Source organism: Eisenbergiella porci (assembly GCF_009696275.1).
GTDB lineage: Bacteria > Bacillota > Clostridia > Lachnospirales > Lachnospiraceae > Eisenbergiella > Eisenbergiella porci.
This window is the reverse complement of the sequence record NZ_VUMI01000059.1, coordinates 1-22,933: the sequence shown is the minus strand read 5'-3', so window position 1 is coordinate 22,933 and position 22,933 is coordinate 1. Positions and strand designations below refer to the sequence as shown.

At 50.0% G+C, this 22,933-nt stretch carries 19 protein-coding genes; 7 read left to right on the top strand and 12 right to left on the bottom strand.

The window, feature by feature from the left end; all coding sequences use genetic code 11:
• Positions 1–89: 89 nt before the first annotated feature.
• Positions 90–647 carry a TetR/AcrR family transcriptional regulator gene (locus FYJ45_RS31150; protein ID WP_235930994.1) on the top strand — a complete coding sequence of 186 codons (558 nt, stop codon included), beginning with the start codon at positions 90–92 and terminating at the stop codon, positions 645–647.
• Here FYJ45_RS31150 and FYJ45_RS24125 read toward each other — a convergent pair.
• Complete coding sequence (locus FYJ45_RS24125) at positions 634–1,536, bottom strand: ribokinase (RefSeq protein ID WP_154467557.1); 903 nt, start codon at positions 1,534–1,536, stop codon at positions 634–636. The genes FYJ45_RS31150 and FYJ45_RS24125 overlap by 14 nt on opposite strands.
• Before the next feature lie 62 nt (positions 1,537–1,598).
• Positions 1,599–2,513: a nucleoside hydrolase gene (locus FYJ45_RS24120; protein ID WP_154467556.1), complete on the bottom strand. Its 915-nt coding sequence runs from the start codon at positions 2,511–2,513 to the stop codon at positions 1,599–1,601.
• 350 nt (positions 2,514–2,863) lie between these two features.
• Here FYJ45_RS24120 and FYJ45_RS24115 point away from each other — a divergent pair, with 350 nt between their 5' ends.
• Together FYJ45_RS24115 and FYJ45_RS24110 are read left to right on the top strand one after the other, a co-directional pair.
• A complete protein-coding gene (locus tag FYJ45_RS24115) occupies positions 2,864–3,649 on the top strand; it encodes a M15 family metallopeptidase (RefSeq protein ID WP_154467555.1) in 786 nt (261 codons plus the stop codon).
• A 53-nt stretch (positions 3,650–3,702) separates the two neighbouring features.
• Positions 3,703–4,410, top strand: coding sequence for an alpha/beta fold hydrolase (locus tag FYJ45_RS24110; protein WP_154467554.1), 708 nt, complete (start codon positions 3,703–3,705; stop codon positions 4,408–4,410).
• Positions 4,411–4,487: 77 nt separating this feature from the next.
• Here FYJ45_RS24110 and FYJ45_RS24105 read toward each other — a convergent pair whose 3' ends face one another.
• A complete protein-coding gene (locus tag FYJ45_RS24105; RefSeq protein WP_154467553.1) occupies positions 4,488–6,908 on the bottom strand; it encodes a Tex family protein in 2,421 nt (806 codons plus the stop codon).
• Positions 6,909–7,330: 422 nt separating this feature from the next.
• Between FYJ45_RS24105 and FYJ45_RS24100 the strand changes: the two genes are divergently transcribed.
• From FYJ45_RS24100 to FYJ45_RS24085, 4 genes are all read left to right on the top strand, one after another.
• The gene (locus tag FYJ45_RS24100; protein ID WP_025490355.1) at positions 7,331–7,774 is read left to right on the top strand and encodes a hypothetical protein; all 444 of its coding nucleotides are present in this window, start codon (positions 7,331–7,333) and stop codon (positions 7,772–7,774) included.
• Between the two features lie 173 nt (positions 7,775–7,947).
• Entirely contained in the window at positions 7,948–8,682 is a 735-nt protein-coding gene (locus FYJ45_RS24095) for a DUF975 family protein (protein WP_021633960.1), read from the top strand.
• Between the two features lie 461 nt (positions 8,683–9,143).
• A complete protein-coding gene (locus tag FYJ45_RS24090) occupies positions 9,144–9,638 on the top strand; it encodes a helix-turn-helix domain-containing protein (protein WP_154467552.1) in 495 nt (164 codons plus the stop codon).
• Between the two features lie 38 nt (positions 9,639–9,676).
• A complete protein-coding gene (locus FYJ45_RS24085; RefSeq protein ID WP_154467551.1) occupies positions 9,677–10,627 on the top strand; it encodes an AraC family transcriptional regulator in 951 nt (316 codons plus the stop codon).
• Positions 10,628–10,827: 200 nt separating this feature from the next.
• Here the strand turns inward: FYJ45_RS24085 and FYJ45_RS24075 are convergent, their stop codons facing one another.
• The 9 genes from FYJ45_RS24075 to FYJ45_RS24035 all read right to left on the bottom strand — a co-directional run bounded on the left by FYJ45_RS24075 (position 10,828) and on the right by FYJ45_RS24035 (position 22,801).
• Entirely contained in the window at positions 10,828–11,103 is a 276-nt protein-coding gene (locus FYJ45_RS24075) for an AbrB/MazE/SpoVT family DNA-binding domain-containing protein (RefSeq protein ID WP_154467549.1), read from the bottom strand.
• A gap of 174 nt (positions 11,104–11,277) precedes the next feature.
• Positions 11,278–12,403, bottom strand: a protein-coding gene (gene prfB, locus FYJ45_RS24070; RefSeq protein WP_408609538.1) for a peptide chain release factor 2 whose coding sequence is annotated in 2 segments (ribosomal slippage) — positions 11,278–12,339 and positions 12,341–12,403 — 1,125 coding nt in all. Because the reading frame shifts where the segments join, the coding sequence is not laid out codon by codon here.
• 283 nt (positions 12,404–12,686) lie between these two features.
• Positions 12,687–15,254: a preprotein translocase subunit SecA gene (secA, locus tag FYJ45_RS24065; RefSeq protein WP_021633972.1), complete on the bottom strand. Its 2,568-nt coding sequence runs from the start codon at positions 15,252–15,254 to the stop codon at positions 12,687–12,689.
• A 447-nt stretch (positions 15,255–15,701) separates the two neighbouring features.
• Positions 15,702–16,721: a LacI family DNA-binding transcriptional regulator gene (locus tag FYJ45_RS24060; RefSeq protein WP_154467548.1), complete on the bottom strand. Its 1,020-nt coding sequence runs from the start codon at positions 16,719–16,721 to the stop codon at positions 15,702–15,704.
• A complete protein-coding gene (locus FYJ45_RS24055; RefSeq protein WP_154467547.1) occupies positions 16,712–18,487 on the bottom strand; it encodes a glycoside hydrolase family 13 protein in 1,776 nt (591 codons plus the stop codon). The genes FYJ45_RS24060 and FYJ45_RS24055 overlap by 10 nt, the downstream gene beginning before the upstream one ends.
• Before the next feature lie 11 nt (positions 18,488–18,498).
• Positions 18,499–19,353, bottom strand: coding sequence for a sugar ABC transporter permease (locus tag FYJ45_RS24050; RefSeq protein WP_154467546.1), 855 nt, complete (start codon positions 19,351–19,353; stop codon positions 18,499–18,501).
• Positions 19,353–20,267: a carbohydrate ABC transporter permease gene (locus tag FYJ45_RS24045; RefSeq protein ID WP_154467566.1), complete on the bottom strand. Its 915-nt coding sequence runs from the start codon at positions 20,265–20,267 to the stop codon at positions 19,353–19,355. Before FYJ45_RS24045 ends, FYJ45_RS24050 begins: the two co-directional genes overlap by 1 nt.
• Positions 20,268–20,307: 40 nt before the next feature.
• Positions 20,308–21,522, bottom strand: coding sequence for an extracellular solute-binding protein (locus FYJ45_RS24040; protein ID WP_154467545.1), 1,215 nt, complete (start codon positions 21,520–21,522; stop codon positions 20,308–20,310).
• Between the two features lie 19 nt (positions 21,523–21,541).
• Positions 21,542–22,801 (bottom strand): starch-binding protein, encoded by a 1,260-nt coding sequence (locus FYJ45_RS24035; RefSeq protein ID WP_154467544.1) that lies wholly within the window; start codon positions 22,799–22,801, stop codon positions 21,542–21,544.
• Positions 22,802–22,933 lie beyond the last annotated feature (132 nt).

Here is a 22,933-nt window from a genome sequence, read left to right as displayed (position 1 = left end):
TATCATAGCAGGATTTTATTAAATGTCAAGGCGCGGATTGTCCGTTTGTCTGCATATTTTTCTCCGCATACGTTTCTTCGCACGTTCATTTGCCCGAAGAAAAACAGCAGGCAATAATCAATGCGTCCCTGGATGTATTTGCCACGCATGAATATAAGCGGGCATTCACGGATGATATCGCCGCAAAGGCAGGGATATCCAAAGGGCTGCTTTTCTACTATTTCCATAATAAAAAGAGTTTATATCTGTATATTTATGATTATACAAAGCAAATTGTGACGGCTCAGGTCGTTGATGCCCATTTTAAAGAGATCACTGACTTTTTTGAGCTGCTGGCCTATTCTGCGCAGAAAAAGGCCGCCATCATGTCGCGCAATCCCTATCTGATGGATTTTGTCATGTGCTGCTTTTATCCGGAAAAGGAAGAGGTATCAGGACGGCTACATCAACGAGAAACGAAGGCAGGGCAAACCGTTTGTGCTGATTTTTTCCCGGTAGACACTGGGATTCCCGCATACCATACAGGCGGTGTAGCCCAATGCCGCCGCAAGCTTCATACCATTCATTACAAGCGCTGTGCCAATACCCTTCCGCTGGTATTTATACCTTTTTGTATTATGGTCATCCGCCTCATCATGGCGGGCTGACAGGCTGTCGCAGGCGTTCGTCAACCAGGGTTCTTTCAGGGATGGAAACGGCTGCGCCTTCCCGGGATACGGTAATGGAAGAAGCGCAGGCGGCAAGACGCAGCGCCTCCTGCATGGTCTTCCCTTCCACTATAGCCGCGATAAAATATCCGGTGAAGGTATCTCCTGCTGCTGTAGTATCCACAGCATTCACTGGAAAACAGGGCTGATATACACATTCCTCCGCGCTTTTGTAAACAGCGCCCTTCCGGCCCAATGTAAGGATTACCTTCATTTGAGGATATTTCTCCAGAAGAACCTCCGTGATACGGTCGGGATCGGAGGCACCTGTAATGTCATTTCCTTCCGTTTCATTCAGCATCAGCCAGGTGACGCCGGAAAGATCCGTCTTTTTCAGGCTCTCATTCATCGGCGAAGGGTTAAACAGAATCCGCATTCCCATAGCGGCGCCTTTTTCAAGAAGATAGGGAAGGTTGCTGATTTCGTTTTGCAGAACCAGAATATCTCCTTCACCGAAATCTTCCAGCACCTGGTTGATGAATTCTCTGCCGTTCTCATAATTGCTGCCGTTAAAAAGGATGATGCAGTTTTCCCCTTCTTCGGAAACCTGAATCAGCGCATGTCCTGTAATGCTTCCGTTCTCACGCAGATACCGGGTATCCACGCCGCTTTCCTTAAGCAGCTCCGCCAGGAAGCGGCCGTCCGGGCCTATGGTCCCGGCATGATAAATCGGAACCCCGGCACGTGCTGCCGCAATGGACTGGTTCAGCCCCTTGCCACCGGGAAAGCATTGATATTCTTCTGAAAAAATCGTCTCTCCCGGCCTTACAAAATGCTTCACTTTATATACCTTATCAATATTCAGTGAACCGAAATTTAAAATCTTCATGTTTTGCTCCCATCTGTCTTATATCCTGTCATGTGCCGTAAACGTCCATCAGGACTGTATATTTACTGTGCAAGCTTTCTGAATAAATCCTCAAACAGATTGTCCCTGTTAATATGGTAAACATATCTGATAAAATGCCTTCCGGGGTCAAAGCTGTAATGATGATCATACTGCGGAATCGGGCTGGGCACCAGTCTGTCACGCATGAAATCACCGTCCAGCAGCCAGGCCACCGCGGTGACATCCCAGATCACCCTTGTCCAGCAGCTGTTTTTGCTTCCGGCTGCGCCTTCCTTTTCCGTGTAGTCTGTCAGATAATCGCACAGTTTGTTTTTGCCGCGGAGAAAAGTCTCCAGTTCGCCGGGGCCGGTGGTGAAAGAGGATACCACGCCCATGCAGGGAAGCTGCACCAAAGCTGCGCCGCAGCCGAATACCACTCTCGCCGCAGCCACATCCTGGAAAAGATTGAATTCCTTATTATCCGGCCATTCATGGGCATTGCCGCCAAGCCAGATGAGAACTATGCGGTCTTTGATTTCCGGCTTCATGAGCAGGGCTGAGGCCACATTGGTAATGGCTCCGATGGCAATGACGTACAGAGGCTTTTCCGGCGTATAGCCAAGCGCCAGCGCGGCCAGATGCGCTGCGGCATCGGATGCAACGGGTGTCTCTTCGTCCGGAAGGTATTGGGATGAGCCGCGGTATACGTGTTCCTTCAGTTCCTGCTTTTCCATCAAGTCCAGGATATGGTGGATTTCCTGATAGCTTTTTTCCATACCGTCTTCTGGTCCGCTGGATTTCTCATTATGGAAGGGCGCTGCATAAACAGCCTTCAGATGCAGCTTTTCCTCCGATTTGATGAGATAGGCCAGGGCGTACTGGTCGTCGATTTCATTATAGGTGTCCGTGTCCAGAACCACATCGACCGGTCCTTCGGGCCGGTTCAGGCGCTGTAAGTAAGAGATATCCTGATTCATTTTCCCCTCCCTTGGCACAGGCGCCGCCTGCGCTGACCAAATAATTACTGTGAACAGAAGCTTTACTGCATTTGGTGCGGCAGCATGGATAATCGGGCTGTTACAGGCATCCGCAGTTTTCCGGTCCACTATACTTTTGTATCATGTTCTTTCATTATATCGGTTCCTCCGGGAGTTGTCATGATGGAGTGTTTTACAAAACTTTTTCTGAAAAGTATACAGAATGCCGGGACGAACAGCGCAATGCCGGACGGCGGATTTTCGCTTTTTCAGATTCTTTTTGCCAGGATCGGCTGCATAGATTATAATAATAGGCATAACAGGTTTCTATAGGGAGGGTTTGCTGATTTATGATAACCAAAAATAAGAACATTTTATCAGGCGGCGCTGTTGTTTTTCTTCTATGTCTTCTTTTTTGCATGGCGGTTCCGCTGCCCTTATGTGCGGCGGGGACGTTAGCGTCCGAAGGGGAAAACGTGAGTGGGAATCAAGAGGAAGGTGCTGCAGCGCAGTCTGCTGTGCCTCAGGCCGACCGGGTGACTTATCAGGAGGGTTTCTTTTATGAATCCTTAAGTGATGCGGTGAAGGAAAAGATTACCGGAATTTCTTATGGGGAGGGGTGTATTGTTCCCTATGAGGAGCTTACATATCTGCAGGTGCTGTATATGGACTTTGAGGGACAGCCGCAGGTGGGGGAAATCATATGCAACCAGGCGATTGCCCAGGATTTGGTTGAAATTTTCTATGAGCTTTATCAGGCGTCATATCCGATAGAACGGATACGGCTGATCGATGAATACGGCGGTGACGATACGCTTTCCATGGAGGCAAATAATACCTCCTGCTTTAATTACCGGGTGGTGGACGGCACCTCCAGCCTTTCCAGGCATGCCTACGGGCTGGCCGTTGATATAAATCCGCTGTATAACCCCTATGTAACCTATCCCAACGGCAAAAGAAGGGTCTCTCCGACCGCCAGTGAAATATATGCGGACAGGAGCCTGGATTTTCCGGCCAAAATAGATAAAAATGATCTGTGTTACCAGCTATTTACGGAGCATGGCTTCACCTGGGGCGGAAACTGGAAAACCATGAAGGATTACCAGCATTTCCAGAAGGCCCTGCCGCAGAAGTAGGGGAAGCGGGAAACGGTTCAGCTATTTTAATTGTTATAAAAGTGGAGGTGTTTATGGACATCAGGCTGCATTATCTGGAAAAGGGGAAGGGGACGCCGCTTCTGCTCCTTCATGGAAACGGTGAAAGCGCAGAATATTTTGAGCATCAGATTTCTTTCTTTTCTGAAAAATATCATGTATATGCCCTGGACACCAGGGGGCATGGGAAGTCGCCCAGAGGTGAAGCGCCTTTCACGCTGGAACAGTTTGCCTTGGATTTGGAAGCCTTTATGGATGAAAAAGGACTGGAGCAGGCTGATATCCTGGGTTTCTCCGATGGGGCCAACATCGCCCTGCTCTTCGCGCTGCGGCATCCCCGACGGGTTGGCAGGCTGATTTTAAACGGGGCCAATTTGTTTCCCAAAGGCGTTAAAAATTCCGTTCAGCTTCCCATTGTTATGGGGTATCTGATGTTTTCCCTGATAGCGTTGTTTTCTAAAAAGGCGGTGCTCAATAAGGAAATGCTGGGGCTGATGGTGACGCAGCCGCATATTGATCCGGAGGAGCTTCTCTCTTTGCAGATGCCGGTTCTCGTGATTGCCGGAACAAGGGATATGATCCGGCTGAGCCATACACAGCTGATAGCAAGATCCATACCCGGAAGCAAGCTGGTCATCCTGGAGGGGGATCATTTTATTGCCTCCAGGAAGTGGGAGGCCTTCAATAAAAGCGTGGATGTTTTTTTGCTGGAAACGGAAAACAGAATCCAGCCGCAGAATTAAAACTGTCCGTATTATGTCCGTAGCATGAAAAAATGCTGCAGTCCCGGTATCCTTGGCTGCAGCATTTTTATATGTCTTTATTTGTTTTTATTGTTTTTCTGAGTTTCCTGATCAAGACGCATGGTGAGGGAAATCCTCTTCTTGGCAAGATCCACGTCCAGAACCTTCACATCCACAATATCGCCTACGCTCACTGCTTCCAGAGGATGCTTGATAAAGCGGTCGGTAATCTGGGAGATATGCACAAGGCCGTCCTGGTGGACGCCGATATCCACAAAAACACCGAAGTCAATCACATTTCGCACGGTTCCCTTGAGAATCATGCCGGGCTTCAGATCCTTCATGTCCAGCACGTCGCTGCGCAGGATGGGGGCAGGCATGTCTTCTCTGGGGTCTCTGGCCGGTTTTTCCAGTTCCTTAAGGATGTCGGTAAGGGTGATTTCACCGATTCCCAGCTCTTCCGCCATTTTCTTCTTGTCACGGACACGGCGTTCCAGGCTTGCGGGGGCTGTTCCCGCAGAGGCGGCGGCTCCAGTATCGATTCTGCCTGTGGGAACGGAAGCTGCTTTTTTGCCGGCCGGCTCTTCCTGAAGCACCGCGCCGCCCATGGCCGCAGCCAGGGCTTTTCCCATGGCGGTATTGGTGTTGCGGATGACGATATTTTTCTGGTTCTGCGGCATCTGCTTCTGGCCGCGGCCCTGAGGGGAGGCGGGCTGCTGGCGGAGAGCGGCTTTCGCGGATTTTGCCTCCGCCTGCAGCTTTTTCACATCCTCCATGGTCAGATCCAGCCTGTCTAAAAGCTTCATGGTCGCTTCATAGGATTCCGGATGGACGCTGGTGGCATCCAGCGGGTTATCACCGTCCTGAATGCGCATGAAACCGGCGCACTGTTCAAACGCCTTAGGACCCAGCTTGGCTACCTTAAGCAGCTGCTTTCTGTTGGTAAAGCGGCCGTTTGTCTCACGGTATTCCACAATATTTTTGGCTATTGTCTTGGAGATGCCGGAAATGTATTCCAGCAGGGAGGCGGAGGCGGTGTTCAGATCCACGCCCACGCGGTTTACGCAGTCTTCCACCACGCCGCTGAGGGCTTCTCCCAGCTTTTTCTGGTTCATATCATGCTGGTACTGGCCGACGCCGATGGATTTGGGGTCGATTTTTACCAGCTCCGCAAGGGGATCCTGGAGGCGTCTTGCAATGGAAGCGGCGCTTCTTTGTCCCACATCAAAGTTGGGGAATTCCTCGGTGGCCAGCTTGCTTGCGGAATAAACGGACGCGCCGGCTTCGTTGACTATAATGTACTGGACCGGGGTGTCCAGCTCTTTAATCAGGTCTACGATTACCTGCTCAGACTCACGGGAGGCCGTTCCATTCCCTACGGAAATCAGGGATACATTGTATTTTTTAATCAGTCTTTTCAGCTCCGCTTTGGCTTCCGTCACCTTGTTCTGAGGGGCGGTGGGGTAGATCACCTTCGTGTCAAGCACCTTTCCGGTAGCGTCCACCACCGCCAGCTTGCAGCCGGTACGGAAGGCGGGGTCCCAGCCCAGCACCACCTTGCCGGCGATGGGAGGCTGCATGAGGAGCTGTTCCAGGTTCTTTCCGAAAACGGAAATGGCGCCGTCCTCTGCTTTTTCCGTAAGGTCGCTGCGGATTTCCCTTTCGATGGCCGGAGCGATCAGGCGGTTATAGCTGTCTGCAATCACTTCCCGGAGAACAGGGCCGGTGACAGGGTTCTCTTTCGTAATTACCTTTTTTTCCAGATAGCGGAGAATCCTCTCTTCCGGGGCTTCGATTTTTACGGTGAGGAATTTTTCCTTCTCTCCGCGGTTGAGGGCGAGGATGCGGTGGCCTGCGGCCTTTTTCAGCGGCTCCTCGTAAGCGTAATACATTTCATAAACGCTGGCGGCTTTTTCATCCTTGGCCGTGCTGGTGATTTTTCCCTCCTCAAAGGTGATGCTGCGGATATAGATTCGGTAGTCGGCTTCATCGGAAACTGCCTCTGCGATGATATCTTTTGCACCCTGCAGAGCGTCCGCGGCGCTTTCCACACCCTTTTCCTCACTGATGTATCTGGCTGCTTCTTCCTCCAGGGAGCGGTCGGTTTCCTGGGCGAGAATGAACTGTGCCAGGCCGTCCAGGCCCTTTTCCTTGGCCACGCTGGCCCTTGTCTTGCGTTTGGGGCGGTAAGGGCGGTAAAGATCCTCCACCACTACCAGAGTTTCGGCCGCCAGGATCCTGGCCTTAAGCTCTTCGTCCAGTTTTCCCTGTTCTTCAATGCTGGCAAGAACCTGTTCCTTCTTTTCCTCCAGATTGCGCAGGTAATTCAGCCGTTCGTAGAGATCACGGAGCTGTTCGTCGTTGAGGGAGCCTGTAACCTCCTTGCGGTAACGGGAAATGAAGGGGATGGTGTTGCCTTCATCAATAAGCTTGACGGCGGCTTCCACCTGCCAGCGCTCTACCTTGAGTTCTTCTGTCAGTTTGCCTGTAATATCCATGGTTATTTTTCTGTTTTCCCCTGGCGCCTGTGGGAGGCCGGGGGTTTTCCTTTCTTTGAACTACCGTAACTGAATAGCTTTTTCACGCCCTTACAGTTACAAACTACTTTTACTGCGTTGCAGTGCCTGTTTTTTATTATAGTGGAAATGTCCCCCCGATTTCAAGGGGGAATGGAAACTTCCCCTCCATGTCCTGCTTTGCCGCGTCCTGGCTGTGTTCCTGCAGACTGCGTCATCGGGGCGGCGGGCAGGGGTGTTTGAGGGTATGGGGCAGAATGAGGAAGTGGGGATTATGTGTGGGGATTTCATAGTTTTTTCATTTGTGCTGGTGGGGGAAACGTGCTACAATAGCATCCGTAGGGTTTAAAGGTTAAATAGAAACAGCTTATAATATATGGTATGAGTTGATAAAGGAGAATTTTATGGATAGCTATAATAATGGGCCTGTGCCGCCTTATCAGAATAATGGGTCGGGGTATCCTCCGTATTATACGCCGCCTACGCGGCATCCGGGGAGCAGCTTTGCTACGGCTTCCATGGTGCTGGGGATTATTGCCGTTATCAGCGCTTTTTTTGCAACGGTGTATCCGCCGATTATCTGTGGGGGGCTTTCGATTATTTTAAGCCTGCTTTCCAAGGGGAATGATAAGGCTATGCTTCCGAATGCCAAAGTCGGGCTGCTGACGGGGATTCTGGGGATGGTTGTGAATGTGGTTGTGGTTGGAAGTTTTTTCGTGATGCTGTTTACGAATCCTTCTTATAAGCAGGAGTTTCATGATCAGCTGAATCAGTATTCGGAGTATTTTTATGGCGAAAGCTTTGATGATATGTGGGAGCAGATTCAGGAGGATGCAGGGTATCATTAGAGCGGTTGCAGGCGCTGCTTTATTCATTCGGGCTTTTATGCGGGGATGAAGGGTACGTGGGCCGGCGGTGTTTTACAGTAACTGTGCGGGAACGGGTTTGTTATCAGTTATGGTTCAGGCAGCTGGGCTACTATGGGTATTTTTGATTTTTGAATGCAGAAGGAGATTTGCATATGGACAGACATGCATCTTCAGCGGAGCTGAAGGCTAAGGCAAAGGGGCAGATGCTGGGGAAATACGGGACCTTGGTTCCGGCGTTTCTTGTGGTGGAAGTGATTATGACGATGATTAATTTCATGGCGACGTTTTCACTGAATACGAGGACTATGACGGGGCTGACGGTGCAGTTCGTGATTGAGTGTCTGCTGCAGCTGCTGATGGGTATTTTCCTTGCGGGGCAGACTTACATGTATCTGAATGTGTGCTGCGGGGGGAATATCAAGATCAGCGATGTTTTTTATGGATTTGGGAACCATCCGGATAAGGCGATTCTGATCCAGCTTTTTCAGCTGCTGCTTTGTCTGGTTTTCTTTGTCCCGCTTTTTATCTGTATGGCTATTTTCAGTTTTGTTGATGTTTCGGTGTCCGTAATGATACTGGTGTTTTCCATTACATTTGTGATCGGGCTGGTGGGTGGAACTATTATCAGCCTGCAGTATTCCCAGAGTTTTTATGTTTGCCTGGATTTTCCGGAGTTTTCGGCAATTGAGTGCCTGCGGTACAGCCGGAAGATTATGAAGGGAAGCAAGGGGCGGCGTTTTTATCTGGCTGTAAGCTTTATCCCGCTTTATCTGCTGGGGCTGCTTACCTGCGGGATCGGTCTGCTGTTTGTGATTCCATATGCGAATACTGCATCCGCTAATTTTTATCTGGAGCTGATGAGCTATCGGAACAGGCATAATCAGTAAAACACGCTTTTGGGGGCGTAATTGTTTTAAGGGGGATTTCCTATGACTTCCTGCAGCAGGAACCTTCCTGTCACTTACAGAGAGTACAAATTCGCCGCGGATTTTCCAATCCTTTTGATGGAGGTTAAATCCACGACGCCGCAGATAGATTTTATTCATTTTCATAACTGCATTGAAATCGCGTTCTGTCAGAGCGGAACCATGACCTGGAATCTGGAGAATCAGGTATCTTCCCTTTCACCGGGGAATATCTGTTTTCTTCCTCCCTTCTTTACGCATGGTTCTTTTTTTCGCCGCAGGAGGGTGAGGTTTCGTGCAGTTATCTTTTTTTTAATCCGGAACAGCTTCTGGCTCCTTTTTATCCCAACGGGCTTCCCAGTGAATTTACCTGGTATCAGTACACGGATTTTTCCAAGCTTCTGTCAGGGGAGCAGTTTTGTGAGGAGGTGGAGCTTATCCGGATGATAATCGGGGAATTGACGGACAGAGAGGGACATTACAGGACGGCTGTCCGGGGAATGGTAGAGACGCTTCTGGTCTTGCTGTACCGCAAACATCAGGGCTGTTCCGTTTTTGGTGGGAGCGGTTCGTCTCTGCCGCAGCTGTTTCCCGCCATATCCTATCTGGATTCGGAATATGCGGCCGAGCTGGATACGGCGCATCTGGCCTATCTGTGCAGGCTGTCTTCACGGCAGTTTATGCAGCGTTTCCAGGAGAGCTTTCAGCAGACGCCGCTGCAGTATCTGAGGACCGTACGGATTCAAAAGGCGTGCAGGATGCTGACAAGCAGCGAAACGGGCATTCTGGATATCGCTCTGCAAACGGGCTTTCACTCGCTGTCCAGCTTTAACCGGTATTTTCATAAAATTGTAGGGAGCTCTCCCCAGGCCTTTCGGAATGACAGACGCGCCATTGTAAAAAAGGATCCCAGGTATGCTCCCTATCGTGCCACGTAGGCTGTGCGGCGTTCCCTATCATTAAGGAGTTAAAAACTATGCAGAAACAATCATTCCAACGATTTCCCATTAGATACAGGCCCTATGATTTCCCATCCCGGTTCCCGGTGCTTGCTTTTCTCGGGGATAACTGGACCATTTCCGTGAATTCACCGGAGTATCTTCATTTTCATAATGGGCTGGAAATCGGACACTGTATCAGCGGAAACGGACAGCTGTTTCTGGCCGGCCAGGCTCCTGTACCCTATGAAGCGGAAGCCTTCAGCATCCTTTTTCCGCAGGTACCCCATTTGGCGGTACGCGGCTTGCAGGAAAGCCGCTGGGAATATATTTATATTGATCCAAAGCATTTCCTGGAATCCGCATCGGACTGTGGTTCAGATATCTGGCAGATTTTTTATATGCTTCAGGAGGTTCCCGTGATTGTGACGGCAGCTTCTTTTCCTCTGCTTTACCACTATCTGTCCCGTATTTTCCGGGAATTCCAGGAAAAAGAACCGCTTTATCAGCAGGCTGTCCATGGGCTGTTGTTTTCCCTTTTTTCAGAAATCAACCGCATTACCATGTCGGCTGCAGACTCGGTCATGTCGGAATCCGGGGACAGCTATTCTTATATCCGCAGCGCGCTCAGTTATCTGTATGCACATTATAATGAACCGTTTTCCGTCAGCGGCCTTGCGGAGCACTGCTGCATCAGCGAAAGCCATCTGCGCAGGCTGTTTAAAAATATGGTAGGGATCAGTCCTTTGGAGTATCTGCAGCATTACCGCATCCAGCAGGCCTGCCACCTGATTCATTTAAACCAGATGCCTGTCAGCGTCATTGCGCAGCAGGTGGGGTACAGCAGCCTTTCCAGCTTTAACCGGCAGTTCCAGCAGTATATGCATATGTCGCCTTCGGAGTGGAAAAAGGAGTATCTGACCGATGCGACGCCCCATGAGGTGCGCTCTTATGATGACCACCGTACCCGCCACATTTTCCAGATATAGTACAAGCCCGGAAGGCACGGCATTTGCTTACGTATGCGGCAGGGGCGGGCTGGGGAGAAGGGGGAGGGGGATTTGTGCGGTCCTGATTAGACCGGGCATTACGCTGTTAGGAAAGGATGCGGCCTTCACGTAAGCTTGGAAGGGCGTTCCCCCGGCGCTTAAGGCGGCAGATATAAGAACATTTGTATCAATTAGAACTCTCATACTTTTTCATCCTCATTTCGCAGTTCTTTTACAAGTGCCAACACATCTTCATCTGAATTCAATCCTGTACGATCAGCCTCTCCAGCCATTTCTCTCTGAAGCATCTGCATGGCATAAACAGCAGAATTAACAATGCGGACGGTGTTACCTTCTACAATGAAGCTAATGCGATCACCGCTTGACACACCAAGTACCTCCCGAATATCTTTCGGAATTGTAACCTGTCCTTTTGCCATTATTTTGGCATTATCCACAAATGTTTTAGCTAACATATTTTACACCTCCTAGAATAGGTAAAGTAGGGTTTTCCCTACTTTTATTATATGCAAAAAAGTCGAATAATACAACTGGAAATTCAAAAAACACCAAAGAGCGTCTGCTTCAAATTGAGGCAGGCGCTCTTTATAGGTCTTAATATTATATAACTGTTCAATGGTGTTTCCAGGTTATTCTTCGCCATCGGCTTTGCCGGTGCTTATCCATTTAAGATAGGCGTTGATGAAGGAGTCTAATGCTCCGTCCATAACGGCGTCTACGTTTCCGGTTTCGTGGTTGGTTCTGTGGTCTTTGACCATGGTGTAGGGCTGGAAAACGTAGGAGCGGATTTGATTGCCCCAGCCGATTTCTTTGACTTCACCGCGGATTCCGGAAAGCTTCTGGGCGTTTTCTTCCTGTCTGAGCATATACAGCTTGGCTTTCAGCATCTGCATGGCCTTATCTTTGTTCTGGAACTGGGAGCGCTCGTTCTGGCACTGTACCACAATTCCGGTGGGAAGATGGGTGATGCGGATGGCTGAGGAGGTCTTGTTAATATGCTGGCCGCCTGCGCCGCTGCTTCGGTAGGTATCGATTCTGAGGTCTTCCTCATTGATTTCGATATCCAGGTCTTCTTCAATATCGGGCATGACATCCAGGGATACAAAGGAAGTCTGGCGTTTGCCCTGTGCGTTGAATGGGGAGATCCGCACCAGACGGTGCACTCCTTTTTCTGATTTCAGATAGCCGTATGCGTTTTCTCCGTTTACCTGGAAGGTAACGGATTTAATGCCGGCTTCGTCGCCGTCCAGGAAATCCAGGACTTCCACAGTAAAGCCTTTTCGTTCCGCCCATCTGGTATACATTCTGTAAAGCATGCTGCACCAGTCGCAGCTTTCGGTACCGCCTGCGCCTGCATTAAGCTTCAGTATGGCGCCGTTCTTATCATACTCGCCGGTAAGAAGCGTGCTGATGCGCAGCGTTTCCAGTTCTTCCGTGAAGGAATCCAACTCGAAACGGATTTCCTCCGCCATAGACTCATCGTTTTCCTCATTTCCCATTTCAATGAGCGTCTCGATATCGTCATACTGGGTGAACAGATTCTCAATCTGCTCCACGGTATCCTTCAGATTCTTAAGTTCTTTCATTTTCTTATTGGAATATTCAGGATTATCCCAAAATCCCGGAGCCTCCATCTCGCGCTCCAATTCTTCGATTCGCTTAGACTTTTCAGCTAAGTTAAAGTGAATCCCTCACTTCCGCCAATGGAGTTTTATAAGCCTGTAATTCCTGTTTCATCTGATCCAACAAAACCACTAACGATCACCACCTTTACTTTTACTATCTACGAGCCGGGCGCTGAAGAGGAAACAGAAAGCTTCCGGGAAACAGATGCCCGGGCCGCCCTATGCCCGGACGCCTGCTTCCCGAAAGCTTTCTGTTTCCTCTCCGGCATGCGGCGACAGCCGCAAAGCGAAAGGGCCGAAGGCCCTTGAGCCTGCCCGGCGGATTACCGGGTTACCATTCCTTTAAACGCGGAGGTCCGGAATCCCTTCCGAATCCTCCATCCCCCTCTAATTCCTTATCCCAAAACCATCCCTTACTTGTTCTTCCCACAGCAGTTCTTATACTTCTTCCCACTGCCGCAAGGACAGGGATCATTCGGATATACCTTCTTCTCGCTCCGTTTCATCGGAGCCTTCGGGCCGGAATCATCCTTATTGGTGCCGGTCACCTTGGCAACCTGCTCCCTTTCCACCTTCTGCTCCACTCTCACGTGGAAGAGCAGCCGGATGGTATCCTCCCTGATACTGTCGGTCATGCTGTCAAACATCTCATAACCGCTCATCTTATACTCAACCAGAGGATCCCTCTGGGCATAAGCCTGCAAACCAATTCCCTGACGCAGCTGATCCATATCATCGATATGAGCCATCCACTTATTATCAATCACCTTCAGCAGAATCACCCGCTCCAGTTCACGGATAGCTTCCGGCTCCGGGAATTCCGCCTCCTTGCTCTCATACAGCTTCACAGCCTCTTCCTTCAGCTGCTGCTTCAGGCTGTTTCTCTTTGGCTTGTTCACCCGCTCTTTTGTAACAGGAACCAGCGGAATAATTGGCAGAAGCAGGGAATTGAGCTCCTTGAAATTCCAATCCTCCACATCCGCGTCTTCACCGATTACCATGTCCACGGTATTATCCACAATATCCGTAATCATTTTGTAAATAACATCGCGCATGCTTTCCCCGTCCAGGACACGGCGTCTTTCCGCGTAAATAATCTCACGCTGCTCGTTCATGACCTGATCGTATTCCAGCAGGTTCTTTCTGATACCGAAGTTATTGCTCTCTATTTTCTTCTGCGCCGTTTCAATGGCGTTGCTGAGCATCTTGTGCTCAATTTCCTGATTTTCCGGAACACCCATGGTGTTGAACATATTGATCAGACGCTCGGATCCGAACAGCCTCATCAAATCATCTTCCAGCGAAATGTAGAACTTGGATTCACCGGGATCTCCCTGTCGTCCGGAACGGCCGCGCAGCTGATTATCAATACGCCTGGACTCATGCCGCTCCGTACCGATAATCTTCAAACCGCCCGCCGCCTTGGCATTATCATCCAGCTTAATATCCGTACCACGTCCGGCCATATTGGTGGCGATGGTAACGGCGCCATGAATACCTGCATCCGCAACGATTTCCGCTTCCAGCTCATGGAACTTGGCATTCAGCACCTTATGCGGGATTCCTTTTCTCTTCAGAAGGCCGCTCAGCTCCTCGGAAGCCTCAATGGTAATCGTACCAACCAGGACAGGCTGTCCCTTGGCATGGGACTCCTCCACAGCCTCCACAATCGCATGCAGCTTTTCTTTTCTGGTCTTGTAAACCGCATCCTGATGGTCAATTCTCTGAATCGGCCTGTTGGTGGGAATCTCGATAACGTCCATGCCGTAAATATCGCGGAATTCCTTTTCCTCAGTGAGTGCGGTACCTGTCATACCTGCTTTTTTCTCAAATTTATTAAAGAAGTTCTGGAAGGTAATGGTCGCCAGCGTCTTGCTTTCTCTCTTGACCTGTACGTGCTCCTTCGCTTCAATCGCCTGATGGAGTCCGTCGGAATAACGGCGGCCCGGCATGATACGTCCGGTAAATTCATCGACAATCAGAACCTGGTCGTCCTTTACCACATAGTCCTTATCGCGGAACATAAGGTTATTTGCACGCAGGGCCAGGATGATATTATGCTGGATTTCCAGATTCTCCGGATCCGCAAGGTTCTCAATCTGAAAAAATCTTTCCACTTTGGCAACGCCCTGCTCCGTCAGGTTGACCACTTTATCCTTTTCATTGACAACGAAGTCTCCCGATTCCTCCTGTTCCACGCCCATGATGGCGTCCAACTTGGACAGATCCTCCATGTCCGCGCCGCGCTCCATCTGTTTTGCCAGGATATCGCAGGCTTCGTACAGCTTGGTGGATTTCCCGCTCTGGCCGGAAATGATCAGAGGGGTTCTGGCCTCATCGATTAAAATGGAGTCCACCTCATCGATGATGGCATAATGCAGGTCACGCAGCACCAGCTGTTCCTTATAAATGACCATGTTGTCTCTCAGGTAGTCAAAGCCCAATTCATTATTGGTCACATAGGTAATATCCTTGGCATAAGCGGCGCGTCTTTCCTCCGGCTTCATGCTGTTTAATACCACGCCTACCTCCAGGCCCAGAAATTCATGAACCGCGCCCATCCAGGCGGAGTCCCTGGCAGCCAGGTAATCGTTGACCGTAACCACATGGACACCCTTTCCTTCCAGGGCATTCAGATACGCCGGAAGCGTGGAAACCATGGTCTTACCTTCACCGGTTTTCATTTCAGCGATTCGTCCCTGATGCAGGATGATACCGCCCATCAGCTGTACGCGGAAGGGCTCCATGTTCAGGACTCTTCTGGCAGCCTCACGCACCGTGGCATAAGCCTCCGGAAGCAGGTCATCCAGTGTTTCCCCTTCGGAGAGACGCTTCCTGAATTCCTTCGTCTTATCCTTCAGCTGTTCATCGGAAAGCTCCATCATCGCGGGCCTTAAAGACTCGATCTTGTCCACAATGGGGATAACGCGCTTCAATTCCCTGTCGCTGTGCGTGCCGAAAACTTTTTGAATTACATTCATTTTGTATTTGCTCCAATCGTTTTGTCCGCTAAAATAACCCGTCACGGCCCATTTCTCTGCCCTTTACGGCAAAAGCCGGACATGCACTACCCCTTATAATAGCAGAAAAGCGGCATTTGTTCAACTTTTATCTGCTTTCGGGGAAAACCTTAGCCGTATATTTATGGGTCAGCGTAAAAGTTCCGGTTTTCCGGCCTTTTCCAGACGCCGGAATTACATCATTTATGTTATATGACTTTTTTCAAAAAAAATCCATAGATAAACTATGAAAAGTCTGTAAATTTTCGCAGAGGGCGCCGGAAAATTGTTTTCTTCAGTTATCCCGACAGAAGAAATCCACTTAATCCAGCCGGCATTATACCGTCAGATAAAGAGAAGCCGTCCCTCAACGGTCCGGCTTCCCTTCTTCTGTCATCCTTTTTAAATTCACAAATAGACGGCACCTTATCACTGAACAATCTTCCTGGTTGACTCCCGCTCCAGCACCGACGGCAGGGTACTGTAATAACGGACGGTAAGATTCGGTTTCCTTATTTTAGACAAAATACATTTTCCCGTCTGGTACCCCATATCGAACACATCAATGTCAACAACGGTCAGCATCGGCTTGAGTATCCGGGAAAGAGGGTATTCATCGAAGGTAATCACGCCCATTTCCTCCGGAATCCTTATCTGATGCTCTCTCAGCGCCATAACACAGCCATAGGCAATATAATTATTGGCGCATATGACGGCGTCCGGCAGCTCCCTCTGCTTTAAAAGTTCCTCCGTTCTGGCATAGCCGCTGTCACAGTCAGAATCCCCCTGACGCAGATTACCTTTTGGAATCAGCACATCATGCTCATTCAATACGGAAAGCACGCCCTCCAGACGGTGGCCGCTAATGCGGTCCTCCGACCGGCCTCCCAAAAAGGCCAGGGAACGGTAGCCGCATTTTAAAAGATGCTTCGCTGCCAGTTCTCCGCCCAGACGGTTATCAATATCTATCCAGCTGAAATGGCTGGGAAAATCCGGGTTTCCTATTACAATATGGGGAATTGCCTTCACCGTCACCAGTTCGTCCAGCGCCGGTGATACCACGGAGGCATGCAGCACCAGGCCGTCCGCTTCCTTGGAGTCAAATATTTTTTCCACAAACTCGCAGGCCTGCTCCGCCGATATGCTTTTGACACAGAGCAGATAGCCCTTCTTTGCTACCGCCTCTTCCATACCGGACATGATTTCGAACATATGAGGATTATGGAACCCGGCGTTTTTTCCCAGCATCGTCAAAAACAAAATCGTTCTTGTAGACTGCCTCGCAAAATTACGTGCGCGTGCATTGGGATGGTATCCCAGCTCACGCATCACCTGCTCCACCCGGTCAATAGTGGCCTGTGAAATGGAACCGGAGCCATTCATCACCTTGGAAACCGTAGCTGCAGATGTATGCGCGGCCGCTGCAACATCCCTGATCGTCACCGACATATTTTTTCCCCCGTTTTCCCGCTTTTTACTATCACAAAGCCTCTGCTTTCCAGCTTATACCCTTCAAGCCTCCTCTGCCACAGAAGCTTTCCCTCCAGCCACTCCTGGTTAAGCGTCATCGTACTGTCTTCCATATTTAAAGCGATTAAAATCTCCTCAGCCTCCAGAAAACGCCGGTAGACATACAGCCTGCTGCCGGACGCCGCACTGACTGCCCCATAACCGCCGCGCCGCAATGCCTCCTCCTGCCGCCGCAGACGTATCGCTTTTTTATAAAAAAGCTGCTGCCTGCTGTATCCTGTGTCCGCAGCTTTTGACACTGCCGCCCTTTCCCAGGGCATGGCCTGTCTGTAGTCATCCTCGCACAGGCCCGTAACCCCCAGCTCATCCCCATAAAAAACAGACGGCATTCCCGGAAAGGTCATCAGAAAAAGCACGGCAAGCTCATAGGCCTCCTCGTCTCCGCCGCAAAGAGAGGAAAAGCGGCTCACATCATGGCTGTCCAGAAGGTTCATCTGTGCAAAAACACTCTGTTCCCGGTAACGCATACGCATATGGGTTACCCTGCCGTCAAAGGCTGCTGCATCTATTGTTTTTTCCGCAAAAAAGCGTCGGCAGTGCTTCCGGAAGTCATAGTTCATAGTGGAATCAAACATCGTTCCATCCAGCCAGTGCCCTGCGCTCTCCCACACCTCACCAATGAGTATGGCCTGGGGATTTACCTCCCTGACGGTCTTAAAAAAACGCCTCCAGAATCCGTCGTTCACCTCACTGGCCACATCCAGCCGCCAGCCGTCAATTGCGAATTCACGCAGCCAATAAGCGCCCACATTACAGAAATACTCCGCCGCCGCTTCCTGATCCGTGGCAAGCTTCGGCATCATGCGTTCATAGCCAAAGCACTCATAATCAGGAACAGCCTCCGGGTCCTCCTGACGTATTACAGGAAAGGCAAGGCGGTAGAACCAGTCACAGAAGGAAGCTTCCCTGCCCTTTTGCACTACCTCCTCAAAGGCATCAAAATGCCATCCGCAGTGATTGAACACACCGTCTATAATAACGCGTATCCCATGATTGTGAAGAGTTTTCACAAGCTCTCTGAAATCCTCATCGGTTCCAAAGCAGGGATCCACATGATAATAATCTATAATATCATACTTATGATATTCTCCCGCTGCAAATATCGGATTAATATAAACGGCATTAAATCCCATTTCCTCCAGATAATCCGCATTTTCCGCTATACCGAGCAGAGTGCCTCCCCGTTTTCCCCGGACCGTCTTTCCCTGATAGTAAAAACAGCTTTCCCTGCCGCTGATCCACCTCTTTCCCGTGGCAAAGCTGTCAGGGAAAATCTGATAAACCACCGCATCCGCTGCCCAGGACGGAGGACAGACCAGATCCGCCCTGTGCATATAGGGATACTGATAATATTCTGAACGGTCATCAACACAGGCTTCTGAAAAAAAATCCCCGTAATAGAGCAGTCTTTCTTCACCGCAGCGCAGTTCAAAATAATAGCAGAGACGGCGGTATGGACTGCTAAAGGCCACCTCATAGTAATCAAACCTTTCATCCTGTGCCGCCACCCTCATGGAAAGGGAGTGAAACACCACCGGCGTCTGCCTACAGGCCCGGTCACCGTAGTGCAGATAACAGGCATCCAGATCTCCCCGCCCGGCGCGAAGCCTGAAAACCATCCGCTCCCCATCCAACGCATACGCGTATTGCGACATTGGGATATGTAAAACTGCGTCTTTATTCATAATTCATCCTCTCACCCCTTCACTCCGCCAGAAGTCAGCCCTGTCGTCATATTTTTCTGCAACGCAAAGAAAATAATAAGAATGGGAATGGAAACCACAATGGACGCTGCCGCAAATACCGGCCAGCTGCCGCTCATTTCCGTTGCCTGCAGGGAATACAGGCCGGCAGCCAGTGTAAAGGTTCCTTCTCCTGTCATAAAATTAATCGCAAAAATATATTCATTCCACACATAAATGAGTACCATCATGCCGGTGACAACGATCGTTGGCCTGGCCAGCGGCAGTACGATCCGGGTCACAAGCTTTACCGGGCCGGCGCCGTCAATCATGGCCGCCTCTTCAATTTCCAGGGGTATGGTGTCGAAATATCCCTTCATATTCCACAATGCAAATACAGCCATCGTTCCCGTATACACAATCACCAGCCCAAGCCTGCTGTTGATCAGCCCCAGGGGGCTTAAAAGCTTATACAGCGCCGTCATGGACAGCAGCGCGGGAAAGGCATAGAGCAATATCAGAAGACGCAGGATCACCCTCCTGCCCGGAAACCGTTTCCTGGAAAATACATAAGCCGCCGGAATTCCTGTTCCCAGCGAAATTCCTACCGCAGCGGCTGCCATAAGCATACTGTTTCCAAACCATCTCACAATGGGTTCTTCCACAAATACGGCCCGGTAATTGCGCAGCGTCAGCTGTTTGGGTAAAAAGGAAAATTCCGAGCTTAACAGGCTGTTATTTGCATTCAGGGAAACGGAAAACGCGTACAGCACGGGAACCAGCACCAGAAAACAAAGCACGATAAAAAAGAGATTCACCAGGAGCAGCATTGCTGCTTCTCTGATTTTTTTGCCGGATTTGCGTGTCATCACATGTCCTCCTTTGTCTTTTTGCCTGTCAGGCAGGAAAACAGTATCAGCATGATAAAAATCAAAATGGATACCGCCGAGCTGTAGCCATAGTTGTTCGTAATAAAAGCATTTTCATAAGCATAGGTCAGAATCGTATGAATGTTGGCCCCGGTTTTCCCGCCTGCCTGCTGCGTCATCAGATAGATCACGTCAAATTGCTTAAAGGTCGTAAAAGTGGTGATGATGACCGAGGGTGCAATAATCGGGCGTATCATGGGAATCGTTATATATCTGGTGCGTTCCAGCCATCCGGCTCCGTCCAGCAGCGCGCTTTCGTAGAAGCTTTTTTCCACGCTTTGCAGAGCGCCGTCTATGATTGTGATCATAAAAGGCAGCGCCAGCCACAGATTCACCACCGTGCAGCACAGGAACGCGATTCCATCGCCGGAAAGCCACCGCGCCGGTTCCAGTCCCAGACGGGAAAGCCATTGATTCAAAAGCCCGAACTGGGAGTTGAACATCCCTGTCTTCCACAGCAGGATGGAAACATAGCCCGGCATGGCCCATGGAAAAATCAACAGTGTCTTATACAGACTGCGCAGCCGCAGTCCACGCAAATTCAGCAGGCTGGCAAGCACGTAGGCTATCACCAGCTGCAGAACCATATTTACCAAGGTCCAGACCACTGTAAGAAGCAGCGCCCGAAGAAAACCATTATCAAATACCAGCAATGCGTCCCTGTAGTTCTTCAAGCCGATAATTTCATAATCAAACCAGTGATACACATTCATATTAGTCAGAGATATGTAGCCCGTATAAATGATTGGAAAGATTACGATCAGCAGAATCAGAATCAGTGAAGGCGCCGACCACAGGTATGCCATAAATATTTCCTTCCTCTTATCCGTCCTTTTCCCCCTCCTGTTTTCCATTTGCTTCACCCGCTTACGCTCCTTTCCCCTGCGTTTTTTTCTACTTCATCTGCTCGATCAGTCGGAGCGCTTCCTTCTGTGCGGACGCACAGCTTTCCGCCGTATCCTTTCCGCTCATGTTGATATCTACAAGAAGATTTCCGGCCACGGTCCACATAACGTCCATTTCCGGACGATTTGGCATGGGCACCGCATTTTCCGCAGTCTGCTTCATAGCCATTACCACATCATCGGAAAGAATTTCGTCCATTTCATAACAGGCCTCAATGGCAGGTGCGCAGCCGCTGGCCTTGGCAAGCGTTACCTGCAGGCCGGGATCCATCAGCAGGCGCAGCACCTTTTCCACCGCTTCCTTCTTGTTCTCTCCTGCGATTTTCAGCACCTGGATTCCCTGAACACCACTGTAAGGAGCCAGAGGCATACCTGTCTCATCCACGACCGGCATAGGCGCAATTCCCAGATCCATTCCCGTCTGATGCACAGCAGGTACCAGCCATGGCCCCGCAATCGTAGCATGGGCCTTTCCCTCATTAAACAAGGTGTTTACCGTAGAATATTCGCTTTCTCCAGGCATCAGCTCCACAAATTTTTTATGATATTCCAATGCCTCCTCGGTCTGGGGCAGATCCAATCCCGGTTCTCCCAGGGAATTCATAATATATCCGCCGAAGCCGTGAATCCAGCCGGCACTGTAATAGGCCGTGCTGTGCTGTTCCACGAAGCCATAATGGCCTCCTCTGGTATTTTCCTGCATATAGGCATACAGCTCCTCCGTTGTTGCCGGCACCTCCGTTTCCTTCATATAACGCTTGTTGTACATAAATAAAAGTGTTTCATAATACACAGGAAGCTGGTAAATCTGCTCCTGATATGTAGCGGCCTGAAGAGTCATATCCATATACTGATCCAACTCCTTCCTGGGAATGAAATCAGTAATGGGCGACAGAATCCCCATTTCTGCGTATACACCAATCTTATCATGGGCAAAAAAATACATATCCGGCGCCGCCGTTGGATCATTGCCTACCATTTTCAGGGCTTCGGTCAAATCACTTTTTCGTTCCAGCTTTACCGTAATCTCCGGCGCCAATTGATCCAGCTGCTTCTGCAATACCTGGGCTACCGCATCCTCCTTATCGTGCCAGATTGTAATCGCTGACGCATCTGTCCCCACTGCTTTGCTCCGGCCGCAGCCGCCCAGGGCTGCGGCGGCTGTTACCATGGCAAGTACCGTACATAGTATTTTCTTTCTCATTCCGTCTCCTGTTCTCCGGCTATTGCTTCTTTTTCCGGATGATAATAACTCCTGCCGTCACCGCTGCAGCCACTATGATGATTACCGCAATTATGACAGGGACACCGCTGCTTTTCTGTATTTCAGCCGGGCGGGTATCTTCGGTATCCGCCGCCGATGCGCCCTCAGAAGATTCCGCCGCTGGTTCCTGCACGGTCTCCGATCCGCCTTTCGAAACTGCTTCCTCATTCCCCTCTTTTTCCGGTGCTTCATAGGAAATCACAGCATCCTCAGGACTGTTCACAACCACCCATACATCCTTTCCCGGTTCCACGGAAAGATCCGCAGTTTGTATACTTCCTTCCGAACTGTTAACAATCACGGAATTAATCCAGCCGGGCACCTGCTTTTTCAGCCAGCCGGAAGCATCCTCCTCCAGTGCTTCGCCGGGCCAGGCTGCAAAAGCATTCGTTCCGTCAGGCGCAGACCATGCCCACAGACAGGGAGCATCCCAATTTTCAGGCGTTTTTACCCAGACAGTGATATCGGGGACCTCCTCCGCATCCGGATCATCATAACTGAAGTCATAGCTGCCGTCCGCTTCCACGGTTACCCATATTTCCGCAGGATCTATAGAGATATCTTCGGTTTGGATCTCCCCGTCCTTTGCATTTACAATGAGGGAATTTATCCAAACCGGTACCTCAGCTTCATACCAGCCATTTTCCGCAGGGGTAAGCGCTTCGCCGGGCCAGGCGTCAAAAACATTCTTCCCATCCGGTGCAGACCAGGCCCACAGACAAGGATTTTCCCAGCTTTTATCCGTTTTTACATGGACTGTAAATTTCTCCACATATTCCGGGATATCCCCTTTTGTCTGTTTCTCCGTTGTAATCTGCACCTTCTCAGCATCTTCCACGGTAACCCATGTGTTTTTTCCGTCCAGGACAAGCTCATCTGTCTGAACACTTCCTTCTTTAGCGTTTATAATCACATGATCCGCCCAGGCCGGAATCCATGTATAATACCAGCCGGCATTGTTGGTGTCTGTATCCAGTTTTCCGCCGGGCCAGGCTGCAAATGCGTTGTTTCCGGCCTCATCCCATGCCCAGATACAGGGATTTTCCCAGTCTTCCGGTACCTGTACGTAAATTGCGGCCCTTTCCTCTTCATTTTCCGCCAGTGCAGTAATCGGCACCGCAAAGACGGCAAGCAGCAGGATAAGCAGCGCCTGCCTTACGTCGCGCAGTATTCTGTGCCCACATAAAAATTGTCTTACCTTGTTCCGTTTGTTTGACATAACCCTTCCTCCTAGTATAATAATGGTGTAGTCAAGAACGACTACTGGTTAACAGTTACAAAGTCCAATCTAATAAATCTATATAGATATAACGGAAGGAGGAGTTCCCCCTCCATCAGAAGTTATAGGACA